Below are 11827 nucleotides of genomic sequence, written 5' to 3' on the forward strand. Positions count from 1 at the left end.
AATGCCGACGCGGCCCGTGATCGGCGAGACGACATCCGTATAGCCGAGGTTGATCTGCGCGGTGTCGACCGCTGCCTTGCCGGCCGCGACGTCCGCCGCCGCCTGGCCTTGCGTGGCCACTGCGTTGTCGTAGTCCTGCTTGCTGACCGCGTTCGCGGCGACCAGCACCTTGTAGCGCGCGACCAGCGCGTTCTGCGTGACGAGGTTCGCCTGCGCCTTCGCGAGCGTCGCCTTCGCGCTGTTCAGCGCGGCGACGTACGGTGCCGGGTCGATCTTGTACAGACGCTGGCCGGCCTTGACGTCGGTGCCTTCGGTGAATTCACGGCGCAGCACGATGCCGTCGACCCGTGCGCGCACCTGCGCGACGAGGAATGCACTGGTGCGGCCCGGCAGGTCGGTGAAGACCGGTACGGCTTGCGGCTGGACGGTGACGACGCCGACTTCCGGCGTTTGCGGCGGCGGTGCCGATTCTTTTTTCCCGCACGCGGCCAGGAAAACGGCGGCCGTCGCGACAGTGATTAAGCGGTATGGAACCCGTTCGACGCGCATGGAGCGACCTCTGTGTATAACCAATGGAATAAGTGCCGCACCCGACCGGAGCGCAACACGGATGCGCCTCGCGGCGCAGATCGAACACCTGAATTACTGGACTGCCAGATACAGCACGTCGGCACGAGACCTCCATGCCGACGGGGATGCCGCGAACTGCGGACAGGTACTAGGGCGGGAATCAGCAGAGTGGGATATTAACTGATTGCCACTTGGGTCATTCGATCGTAGGGTGGTATTGTATATACATTCACGAATGTATGTAAAAAGCCCGGTTGTGCTCCGCCGACTGTCCAGTCTTACGAATTGTTACCAGTGGCAAGCATAGCCCGTCCGTACGACGGCTGCGAGGGTTGCAGACCCTATATTCACCTACGACCGATCCATTCAGGCCTGCACATGGTCAGACGTACCAAGGAGGAGGCGCTCGAGACGCGCAACAGCATTCTCGACGCCGCCGAGCACGTGTTCTTCGAGAAGGGCGTGTCGCACACGTCGCTCGCGGACATCGCGCAGCACGCCGGCGTGACGCGCGGCGCGATCTACTGGCACTTCGCGAACAAGAGCGAACTGTTCGACGCGATGTTCGACCGCGTGTTTCTACCGATCGACGAACTGAAGCGGATGCCGCTCGACGCACCGGGCGGCAATCCGCTCGAGAAGATCCGTCAGATCCTGATCTGGTGCCTGCTCGGCGTGCAGCGCGACTCGCAGCTGCGGCGCGTGTTCAGCATCCTGTTCATGAAGTGCGAGTACGTCGCGGACATGGAGCCGCTGCTGCAACGCAACCGCGCGGGGATGAGCGAGGCGCTGCACATGATTGACGCCGATCTCGCGGTGGCCGTGGGACTCAAGCTGCTGCCCGAGCGGCTCGATACGTGGCGCGCGACGCTGATGCTGCACACGCTCGTCAGCGGCTTCGTGCGCGACATGCTGATGCTGCCCGACGAGATCGACGCCGAGCAGCATGCGGAAAAGCTCGTCGACGGCTGCTTCGACATGCTGCGTTACAGCCCGGCGATGCTGAAGGACAGCGACTGACGGCGCGGCGGGGTATGCCCCCCCGCCCCCGGCTGCCGCGTCAGGCCGCCTTCGCGCGTTGCGCACGGGCCCGCCGGCTCGACGCGGCCACCGAATCGCGCGCCGGCATCGGTGCGCCGGCCAGGCCCGCGATCCACGCGTCCGTCGACATCACGGCCGCGAAATTCGACTGGAACACCACCGTGTACGCGCGGTGAATCTCCTCGGCGCTCGCCGCGCCCGCTTCGTTCTCGTAAGGCAGCGCGCCCGTCGCATCGGCCAGGTATTCGACCTTCAGCCCCGCATGCGCCGCGTGATAGACCGTCGCCGCATTGCAGTTGTGCGTCATGTAGCCGGCCACCGCGAGCGTGTCGATCCCGTGCGCATCGAGCCACGCGGCGAGATCGGTCCCGGCGAACGAACTCGCCAGCGTCTTCTCGATCAGGTGCGCATACGGCCGGCTCGCGACCACCGCGTGCAGCGCGACGCCGTCGGAGCCCGGCGCGAAGATCGGCGCACCGGCCGGCGCGACGTGCTGCACGACGATCACCGGCACGCCGGCCGCGTGCGCGGCGTCGATCGCGCGGCCGATGTTCGCGAGCGACACGTCGAGCGGCGGATACTCGATCGGCAGGTTGCCCGTCACGTATTCGTTCTGGACGTCGATCACGATCAGCGCACGGCGGGCGGCAGGATGGGAAACGGAAGACGGGACGGCGTTCGAATTCGACATGGCGGGCTCCTGGCTGAGGGCGCCGCCCCGCCCCGGAACGGGACGGCCAGCGGCGCGATGCGATGCATTGTCGGGCCGCATCGTTCACGCGGACAGTGGCCCGATAGCCATTCTTCGATAAAATCGGGCCATCGCCATCCCGGAGCCCGTCATGGCCGCTGCCGCGCTGCCTACCCCGCCCGTTCCGACCGTCGTCGCCGTGATCGCGTACGACGGCATCAGCCCGTTCCACCTGTCGGTGCCGTCCGTCGTGTTCGGCAAGGAACGCGACGCGGCCGCGTCGCCCGTGTTCGAGTTTCGCGTCTGCTCGGCCGAACGCGGCCCGCTGTCCACGACGGGCGGCTTCACGATCACCGCGCCGTACGGGCTCGACGCGCTCGACGATGCGGACATCGTGATCGTGCCGGCGTGGCGCGACCCCGACGAAGCGCCGCCCGACGCACTGCTCGACGCGGTCCGCGCGGTCGCCGCGCGCGGCGCACAGCTCGTCGGGCTGTGCCTCGGCGCGTACGTGCTCGCCGCGGCCGGCCTGCTCGACGGCCGTCCGGCCACCACGCACTGGGCGTGGGCCGACGATTTCGCCCAACGCTTTCCGCGTGTGAAGCTCGATCCCGACGTGCTGTATGTCGACGACGGCAACCTGATGACGTCGGCCGGCACGGCAGCAGGCCTCGACTGCTGCCTGCACGTCGTGCGGCGGCGCTTCGGCTCGGACGCCGCGAACCAGATCGCGCGCCGCCTCGTGATCCCGCCGCACCGCCAGGGCGGCCAGGCCCAGTACGTGCCGCAGCCGGTCGCCGCGCACCCGCGCGATGCGCGGCTCGCGGGCCTGCTCGACTGGGTGCGCGCGCACCTCGACGCCGCGTACAGCGTCGATTCGCTCGCCGAACGCGTGCTGATGAGCCGGCGCACGTTCACGCGCCACTTCCGCCAGGCGACTGGCACGACCGTCACCGCATGGCTGCAGGCCGAGCGGCTCGCACGCGCGCAGCACCTGCTGGAAACCACCGGACAATCGATCGACGCGATCGCACAGGCGGCCGGCTACGGGTCGAGCGTGTCGCTGCGCCAGCATTTCGCGGGCGCGCTCGGCACGTCGCCGTCTGCGTATCGAAGGGAATTTCGCGGCGCCGGAGCCGGCGCCGGCCCGGTGTAACGCCGGCCGCTCAGCCGCCGTTGATCCAGCGCGCGGCGTAAAGCAGCAGCGCGACGATCACGATCATCGCCGCCCAGGCCCAGACCGGCACCGTGCCGGAGCCGCGGTGCGGGAGCGCGCTGGCCGCGCGCCCCGTCAGCGCGCCGCCCAGGTGCGGCGGCAGCGCACGCTTCGTCGCGGCCATCAGCGACGCGGGCCGCAGGAACACATGCTGGCGGCGCTGCGCGGCCGAGCGCGCACGATTCGGCGCGAGACCGTGCTTCGCCTGCACGACCGCGCAGAACTCGCGGAAGAAATCGTCGGTCCATTCGCGCAGCGCGTTGTCGATCTGCCGCCCCGGCAACTCGGCGAGCGGCCCGCTCGCCGTCGCCCAGACCACGTACTCGATGCGCGTGGCGTTCGCGTCGTCATCCGGCATCAGCACGAGCTCGACCTGGCCGCGCAACGCGCCGAGGCCGTCGGCGCGCGCCTTGAAGTTGAGCACGCGGCGCGGCCGCCCTTGCGCGTCGCCCTGCTCGGCGGCAACGTGAACGCGCACGTCGTAGCGCGCGCGCAGCGGGCCGAGCGGTACCGTGATCGTCAGCGCGAACTCGCCGCGCGCAAGCTTCACGAACGATTCGCAATGGTCGAAGCTGGCCCGCAGCAGCGCCAGATCCTCGAACGCCTCCCGCACGACAGGCGGCGCAAGCGCGACGCGTAACGTGTCGTTCAATTCCATGACGCCTCCCCGATGAACGCGCGCCGCATCAGGACGTCTCGACGAGACTGTCGATCCGTGCGACATCGAAAGCGACGTAGTGCGCAAGCACGGCCGCCGCCTCCCGCGGTTCCTCGTAACTCCATGCGGCGTTCTCGATCACGCCGTCTTCCGTCTGCAGGTCGAAATGCACGGCCTGCCCCCTGAACGGGCACGTGCTCGTGAAACCCGACTTCACGAGCCGGCGCATGTTGACGTCGCCGCGCGGCAAGTAATGGATGTCCGGCAGTCCCGTTTCGCGCACGGTCAACGCGCCGTGCGAATCCGCGTAGGTGATGCCGCGATGGATCACGCGAACGCGATGGCGGTTCGGCACGATTTCGAGTCGAGGGTCGGCTGCATCGGACATCGTTTCTCCTTCGGGCGGCCCGGCAGGCAAACCGGGCGCAGGAAACGAAAAAGCCACGGCATGGGTGCCGTGGCGTTCATTATGGGCGAAACTTCGTCCGATTGCGCGACCGGAGGCCCGGGCCGCGCGCGGCGGCTACTGCGCGCTCCACTGGAACGCGGCTTTCGCGCCGCCCTTCGCGCCGACCGTGACGGTGCGCGACTCATCGCTGCCCTGGTACGTCGCATGCACCGTATAGCGACCCGGCGGCACCTGCACGAGCATGTACGGCCCGCGCGCATCGGTCTTCAGCACTTCGGCGCCCTTGCCGTCGACGATCCGCACCTGGACGTCGGCCAGGAACTCGCCGCCCTTGCCGGTGAAGCGCAGCGCCAGCGGCCACTTCGCCTCGTTGCGCTGGAACGCCGTCGATTCGTCCTGCCCGACGCCGCCGGACACGAAGGTGACGTCGCCCTGCTGGCGCGCGGCGGGCAAGCCGTCCGACTGCGCGTACGCGCCGGTCGCACCGGCTGCGAGGCCCGCGACCAGCGCCGCGGCGACGGCAAATCGGGACACGTTGCGTAGATATTGCATGGCTCTCTCCTTGGGGTCGGAACACATACGCGGCGCTGCGTCACGCGGTCGAGCGGCGGCGGCGCCCGCCGCGGCCGGCCGGGCCGGCCGTCGGCCGTACCGGTCAGCTCAGGTCGACCGGCACGAAGATCTGCGCATTATCGCGCTGGATCAGAAGAGCAAGACTGTTGCCCGCGCCCTTGACCGCGTCGCGCAACTGCTCGGGGCTCGTGACCGGGCGGCCGTTGACCGCGAGGATCACGTCGCCGGGCTGGATGCCCGCATTGGCGGCCGGGCCGCCGGCCTGCTGCACGATCAGCCCGTGCGACAGGTTGGCGGCACTGCGCTCCTGCGGCGACAGCGGACGCACCGCGACACCCAGGCGGCCTTGCTCGACCGGCCCGCCGTCGTTCGACGCGAGCTTCGCATCGGCCATCGCGCCGAGCGTCACGCTGAGCGACTTCTTCGACTTGTCGCGCCAGATCTGCAGGTCGGCCTTCGAGCCGGGCTTCAGGTTCGCGATCTGCGCGGGCAGCGACGTCGAATCGGAGACCGGCGAACCGTTGACCGACAGGATCACGTCGCCCGGCTGCAGGCCGGCCTTCGCGGCCGGACCGTTCGGATCGACCGAGCTGACGAGCGCACCGTCCGGCTTCTGCAGCCCGAACGAACTCGCGAGCGTCTGGTTCAGCCCCTGCACGGCGACGCCGAGGCGGCCGCGGCTCACGTGGCCCGTCTTCACGAGCTCGTCCTTGACCTTGATCGCCTCGTTGATCGGGATCGCGAACGACAGGCCCTGGAAGCCGCCCGTCTGCGAGTAGATCATCGAGTTGATGCCGATCACCTCGCCCTGCAGGTTGAACAGCGGGCCGCCCGAGTTGCCGGGGTTCACCGGCACGTCGGTCTGGATGAACGGCGTGTAGTTCTCGTCCGGCAGCGCACGCGACTTCGCGCTGATGATGCCCGACGTGACCGTGTTGTCGAAGCCGTACGGCGAGCCGATCGCGACGACCCACTGGCCGACCTTGCTCTGCGCCGGATCGCCGATCTTCACGGTCGGCAGGCCGCTCGCGTCGATCTTCAGCACCGCGACGTCGGACTGCTTGTCCGCGCCGACGACCTTCGCCTTGTATTCGCGCTTGTCGGTCAGCTTGACCGTGACGACGTTTGCGCCGTCGATCACGTGCGCGTTGGTGAGGATGTACCCGTCGGAGCTGATGACGAACCCGGAACCGAGGCTTGCGCTCGGCTGGTCGTCGGGCTGCGCGTCGCCGCCCATGCCCGGCACCTGGCCGTAGAAGTGCTTGAAGAACTGGTAGAACGGGTCGCTCGGGTCGATCGGCAACTGCGGCTGCTGGACGCGCCGCGACACCTGCTTCACCACGTGCTTCGCGCTGATGTTCACGACGGCCGGGCCGTAAGTCTCGACGAGCCCGGAGAAATCGGGGATGCCGGTCTTCGCGGCGGCTTCGGCCGGCATCATTGCGGCCTGCGCGGGCGTGATGATCTGCGGATCGGCGCGGCGGGTGCCGGCGAAATAACCGGCTGACAGGGCGGCCGCCACGGCGACCGCGACGGTGCCGCGCGCAAGGAATCGGGTGTTCATCGTAGGACCTCCTCTTTGTTAGGACGCAGCGTAACGACCCTGACTTAAAGGAGGCTTAATCAGCCTTAAGCGGGGCTTAAGCGGCTGCCGGCGCGCTTCTCACGCGGATTCGGAGGGCTGCGGCGCCTCGGCCGGCATCTCGGCGTCGCGGAACACGACGCTGACGAGCAGGCCGCCCGCAGCCGCGTCGCCGAGCGACACCGTCGCGCCCTGCTGGGCCGCGACACGCTTGACGATCGCGAGCCCGAGCCCGCTGCCCGCGACGTCGGTGCGCGCCCGCGCGGAGCTGTCGCGGTAGAAGCGGTCGAACACGCGGTCGCGCTCGTCGGCCGGGATGCCGGGCCCGCTGTCGCCGATCTGGACGCAGGCGCGGCCGGCCGCGTCGCGGGTCAGCGACACGTCGATGCGCCCGCCGTCCGGCGTGTACTTCACCGCGTTGTCGAGCAGGTTGCCGAACATCACGCGCAGCGCGCCGACGTCCGCGACGACGCTCGCCGCACGCGTCTCCTCGAAGCCGAGATCGATGTCGCGCCGCTGCGCGAGCGGCGCATGCGCGGCCACGCATTCGGCGAGCAGCGCCTGCAGGTCGACCGGTTCGCGCATCGTCGCGCCGTCCGGTTCGGCGCGCGCGAGCGCGAGCAGCTGCTCGGTGAGGCGCGTCGCGCGCGACACGCCGGCCTGGAGATCCGCGACCGCCTCGCGGCGCGACGCGTCGTCCTTCGCGCGGGCGACGAGCTGCGCCTGGATCTGCACGGCCGCGAGCGGCGTGCGCAGCTCGTGCGCGGCGTCGGCGACGAAGGCCTTCTGCGTATCGAGCGCGGCCGACAGCCGCGCGAGCAGCCCGTTCAACGCGCGTACGAGCGGCTGCACCTCGAGCGGCAGGCGCGCGTCGGGCAGCGCATCGAGCGCCTCCGGCCGGCGCGCCTCGACCGCGCGCGTCACGCGGCCGAGCGGCGCGAGCCCGCGCCCGACGATCACCCAGACAGCCGCGCCGAGAAACGGCAGCAGCACGATCAACGGCCACAGCGTGCGCAGCGCGACGTTCGCCGCGAGCCGGTTGCGCACCGACAGCGGCTGCGCGAGCTGCACGACGTTGTCGCCGACGATCGCGCCGTACACGCGCCATTCGCCGCGATCGGTGCGTTCGGTCGAGAAGCCGAGTTCCGCGCGCGGCGCGATCGGCGCACGCGGATGCGAGAAGTACATCAGCACGCCGTTGCGGTTCCAGATCTGGATCACGATGCCTTCGTCGCCGTTGGTGCGCGAGCCGAACACCTGCGAGAACGGCTCCGACGGCAGCGCCGCGGCGATTTCCTGCAGCTGGTAGTCGAACAGTTCGTTCGCTTCCGCGAGCGCCTGCCGGTAGATGAGCCAGCCCGCGATGCCCACGCCCGCGACGACGATCGCGAGCAGCCAGATCAGCAATTGATGACGAATCGACCTCACGCGTCAGCTTTCCTTGACGACCATGTAGCCGAGCCCGCGCACGTTGCGGATCAGGTCCGAGCCGAGCTTCTTGCGCAGCGCGTGGATGTAGACCTCGACCGTGTTGCTGCCGATCTCCTCGCCCCAGCCGTACATCTTCTCCTCGAGCTGGCTCTTCGACAGCACCGCGCCCGGCCGCGCGAGCAGCGCCTCGAGCAGCGCGAACTCGCGCGCGGACAGCGCGACGGGCACGCCGTCGAGCGTCACCTGGTGTGAAGCGGGGTCGAGCGTCAGCGCACCGTGGCGGATCAGCGACTCGCTGCGCCCGGCCTGGCGGCGGATCAGCGCGCGCATCCGCGCGCCGAGTTCATCGAGGTCGAACGGCTTGACGAGGTAGTCGTCGGCGCCCGCGTCGAGCCCCTTCACGCGGTCGGCAATGGCGTCGCGCGCGGTGACGATCAGCACGGGCAGCGACAGCCCGCGCGCGCGCAGCGTGCGCAGCACGTCGACGCCGTCGCGCTTCGGCAGGCCGAGATCGAGCAGCAGCAGGTCGTACGTCTCGCCGCCGAGCGCCGTGAGCGCCGCGTCGCCGTCCTGCACCCAGTCGACCGCAAAGCCGTCCGAGCGCAGCGCCTTGCGCACGCCTTCGGCAATCATTCGATCATCTTCGACAAGCAGTATCCGCATCGGGACTGGCATCCATGGGGCGAGTCAAACACGCCGACCATTGTAGCGCCGCGAATCGCGTGCGCGGCACCCTGCAATGCAACAGTAAGGCGGGTTGCAAGGGGCCTGCGCGGACTTGTCTCTACAATGTGCGCTTCGGCGCCGCCGCGCGCCCTGCCCGAGCCCCTGCTTCTCCCGTATTCGCCCATGCCGATTTCCGATCTTTCCGTCCGGTTCGCCCCCCGCGCCCGCCTGTGCCTGCGCGCAGCCGCCGTCGTCGCCACCTGCACGGCCCTCGCGTTCGCACCGTCCGCGCAGGCCCGCAAGCATTCCGCCAAGGGAGCGCGCAAGACCGCCGTCGTATCGCCCGCCGCGCGTGCGGCCGGCCTGCCGGCGTCCGTGCTCGTCGCGCTGCAGCGCGCGAAGGTGCCGGCCTCGGCGATGAGCGTCGTCGTCGAGCGCGTCGGCGATCCCGAACCGCTGATCGCGTGGAATGCGAGCCGGCCGATGCTGCCGGCCTCGACGATGAAGCTCGTGACGACCTTCTCGGGCCTGTCGATCCTCGGCCCCGACTACCGCTGGCGCACGACCGCGTACACGGACGGCACCATTGACCCCGACGGCACGCTGCAGGGCAACCTGTACATCAAGGGCACCGGCGATCCGAAGCTCGTGCCCGAAGAACTGATCGACCTCGTCGACAAGCTCCGCAAGGCCGGCGTCAAGCGCGTGGCCGGCGGCCTCGTGCTCGACAAGACCTATTTCGCAACGTCGACCCGCGACCTGCCGTCGTTCGACGACGACGCCAGCGCGCCGTACAACGTCGGCCCCGATCCGCTGCTGTATGCGTTCAAGGCCGTGTCGTTCACGGTCACGCCGGGCGACGACGGCAAGGTGGCCGTCGACGTGCTGCCGCCGCTCGCGAACCTGTCGATCGACAACCAGCTCGTCGAAGGCTCGGGCTCGTGCAGCGCGGCCGCCGCGGCCGCGCGCCCGACGCTGTCGGCCGGCGGCGGGATCATGACGGCCTCGTTCGCCGGCGACTATCCGCTGCGCTGCGGCGCGCACACGACCAACCTCGCGATCCTCGATCACACGACGTTCTTCGCGCGCGGCTTCCTCGCGCTGTGGCAGCAGGACGGCGGCACGATCGCGGGGCCCGTGAGCGAAGGCAAGGTGCCGACCACCGCACGGCCCCTCGCCGTGCATCACAGCCCGGTGCTCGGCAGCATCGTCTACGACATCAACAAGTTCAGCAACAACGTGATGGCGCGCAACCTGTTCCTGACGATCGGCGCGGTGAGCGGCAAGCCGCCCGCGACGCCCGAACAGTCGAGTCGCGTGATCCAGGCGTTCCTGCAGAAGAACGGCATCGCGATGCCCGACCTCGTGCTCGAGAACGGCTCGGGCCTGTCGCGCGAAGAACATGTGAGCGCGCTGTCGCTCGCCGCGCTGCTGCAGGCCGCGAACGCAAGCCCCGTCGCGCAGACCTTCGTCGATTCGCTGCCGATCGCCGGCATCGACGGCACGATGAAGAACCGCCTCACCAACGCCGGCGTGCTCGGCAACGCGCACATCAAGACCGGCACGCTGCGCGACGTGCGCGCGATCGCGGGCTATGTCGGCGGCGCCGACGGCCAGAGCTACATCGTCGTCAGCTTCATCAACAACGATCACGCGGAAGGCGCGCGCGCCGCGCACGACACGCTGCTCGAGTGGATCTACGCGGGCGCGCACTGACGCGCCGCACCCCGCGCATCGGGCCGCCCTCACGGGCGGCCCGAGCCGTTTTCCGCCGCCCCGAACACGGAATTTCGCCCTCCCCGGTTTGAAACACCCCCGCCGCCGGCGCGCGCCGCGCCGTGCGCCAACCGCGCCCGTAAAACAGGGCCGCACCGCCGGGCCCCGCGCCGCGCGGCTTCCGTAGAAACCCTGTCCTCAGAGGGAACCCTCTACGCTGCCCCCTCGCCTAGCGCGTGGCGATTGCGTAGGCTGTTGGCCTGACCGATATCTACAACGGGCCATACGCCCGGCCTCATGGCTTGCAGGGGAAAGAAGGAGACACGCCCATGCGATTCGACGTCGAATTGCTTCTGCTCGCGCTGGCGCCCGTCTTCCTGCTCTGCATCGCGTGGGAGGCCTGGCACCTCGCCCGCACCCGTGCGCAGGACCATCTCTATGCGTGGCGCGACACGCTGTGCAACGCGGCGCTCGCGCTGATGCACCAGGGCGCCGACAAGATCGCATGGCTGTTCGTGATCCCCGTCTACGCGTACTGCTACCAGCACTATCGCCTGTTCACGTGGCACGACAGCTGGCTGTCGTTCGCAGTGCTGTTCGTCGCACAGGACTTCCTCTACTACGTATTCCATCGCGCGAGCCATCGCGTGCGTTGGCTGTGGGCCGCGCACGTCGTGCACCACTCGTCCGAGCGGATGAATTTCTCGACCGCGTTCCGCCAGAGCCTGATGTACCCCGTCGCGGGCATGTGGGTGTTCTGGCTGCCGCTCGCGTTCGCCGGCTTTCCGCCGCAACAGGTCGTCGGCATCGTGCTGATCAACCTCGCGTTCCAGTTCTTCGTGCACACGCAGGCGATCGGCAAGCTCGGCTGGCTCGAATACGTGCTGAACACGCCGTCGATCCACCGCGCGCACCATGCACGCAACGCGCGCTACATCGACCGCAATTACGCAGGCGTCCTGGTGATCTGGGACCGCCTGTTCGGCAGCTACGTCGACGAAACGCCCGACGACCCGCCGCAGTACGGGATCGTCGAGCGACTCGGCTCGAACAACCCGCTCGTCGCGACGTTCCACGAGTGGGTGTCGATGGCGTCCGACGCGTTGCGCGTCGACGGATGGCGCAACAAGCTGCGCGCGATTTTCGGCCCGCCCGAATGGGCGAGCGCTTATCATGCGCAGATTGCCGAGGCCGCGAACCAGGATCCGCGCACCGTGCCGCTGGCGGCTGCGCGTAACCAATAAACCGTTTCAGCCAACGGCCGCCGCGCAGCC

Annotated in this window: 12 protein-coding genes; 4 read left to right on the forward strand and 8 right to left on the reverse strand. The window is 69.2% G+C overall.

The genetic code is table 11. From position 1 onward, the window contains the following. Window positions 1-549, reverse strand: a 549-nt coding sequence (locus tag U5798_RS22050) for an efflux RND transporter periplasmic adaptor subunit (protein WP_322083194.1), incomplete at its 3' end; no start/stop codon positions are given. Between the two features lie 399 nt (window positions 550-948). Here U5798_RS22050 and U5798_RS22055 point away from each other — a divergent pair. Continuing rightward, on the forward strand, window positions 949-1590 hold the full coding sequence (locus U5798_RS22055; protein ID WP_322083195.1) for a TetR family transcriptional regulator: 642 nt from the start codon (window positions 949-951) through the stop codon (window positions 1588-1590). Window positions 1591-1630: 40 nt separating this feature from the next. Here the strand turns inward: U5798_RS22055 and U5798_RS22060 are convergent, their stop codons facing one another. Beyond that, complete coding sequence (locus U5798_RS22060) at window positions 1631-2302, reverse strand: cysteine hydrolase family protein (protein WP_322083196.1); 672 nt, start codon at window positions 2300-2302, stop codon at window positions 1631-1633. A gap of 151 nt (window positions 2303-2453) precedes the next feature. Between U5798_RS22060 and U5798_RS22065 the strand changes: the two genes are divergently transcribed. Beyond that, window positions 2454-3458: a helix-turn-helix domain-containing protein gene (locus U5798_RS22065; RefSeq protein ID WP_322083197.1), complete on the forward strand. Its 1005-nt coding sequence runs from the start codon at window positions 2454-2456 to the stop codon at window positions 3456-3458. 10 nt (window positions 3459-3468) lie between these two features. On the opposite strand, the gene U5798_RS22070 is transcribed toward U5798_RS22065, so the two are convergent. The 6 genes from U5798_RS22070 to U5798_RS22095 all read right to left on the reverse strand — a co-directional run bounded on the left by U5798_RS22070 (window position 3469) and on the right by U5798_RS22095 (window position 8834). Further along, window positions 3469-4176: a CoxG family protein gene (locus tag U5798_RS22070; protein WP_124453813.1), complete on the reverse strand. Its 708-nt coding sequence runs from the start codon at window positions 4174-4176 to the stop codon at window positions 3469-3471. Window positions 4177-4204: 28 nt separating this feature from the next. Next, the gene (locus U5798_RS22075) at window positions 4205-4564 is read right to left on the reverse strand and encodes a DUF427 domain-containing protein (protein WP_124453811.1); all 360 of its coding nucleotides are present in this window, start codon (window positions 4562-4564) and stop codon (window positions 4205-4207) included. A 135-nt stretch (window positions 4565-4699) separates the two neighbouring features. Next, complete coding sequence (locus U5798_RS22080) at window positions 4700-5137, reverse strand: carboxypeptidase-like regulatory domain-containing protein (RefSeq protein ID WP_124453809.1); 438 nt, start codon at window positions 5135-5137, stop codon at window positions 4700-4702. 103 nt (window positions 5138-5240) lie between these two features. Continuing rightward, window positions 5241-6722: a DegQ family serine endoprotease gene (locus U5798_RS22085; protein WP_124453807.1), complete on the reverse strand. Its 1482-nt coding sequence runs from the start codon at window positions 6720-6722 to the stop codon at window positions 5241-5243. 99 nt (window positions 6723-6821) lie between these two features. Beyond that, window positions 6822-8168: an ATP-binding protein gene (locus U5798_RS22090; protein ID WP_124453805.1), complete on the reverse strand. Its 1347-nt coding sequence runs from the start codon at window positions 8166-8168 to the stop codon at window positions 6822-6824. A 3-nt stretch (window positions 8169-8171) separates the two neighbouring features. Continuing rightward, window positions 8172-8834 carry a response regulator gene (locus U5798_RS22095; protein ID WP_124453804.1) on the reverse strand — a complete coding sequence of 221 codons (663 nt, stop codon included), beginning with the start codon at window positions 8832-8834 and terminating at the stop codon, window positions 8172-8174. Between the two features lie 186 nt (window positions 8835-9020). Here U5798_RS22095 and dacB point away from each other — a divergent pair, with 186 nt between their 5' ends. Both dacB and U5798_RS22105 read left to right on the forward strand, forming a co-directional pair. Then, a complete protein-coding gene (gene dacB / locus U5798_RS22100) occupies window positions 9021-10553 on the forward strand; it encodes a D-alanyl-D-alanine carboxypeptidase/D-alanyl-D-alanine-endopeptidase (RefSeq protein WP_322083198.1) in 1533 nt (510 codons plus the stop codon). Window positions 10554-10882: 329 nt separating this feature from the next. Further along, window positions 10883-11797, forward strand: coding sequence for a sterol desaturase family protein (locus tag U5798_RS22105; RefSeq protein ID WP_322083199.1), 915 nt, complete (start codon window positions 10883-10885; stop codon window positions 11795-11797). The last annotated feature ends 30 nt before the right edge of the window (window positions 11798-11827 follow it).

The sequence above is a fragment of the Burkholderia sp. BCC1972 genome, from assembly GCF_905339605.1.
Taxonomy (GTDB): Bacteria; Pseudomonadota; Gammaproteobacteria; order Burkholderiales; family Burkholderiaceae; genus Burkholderia.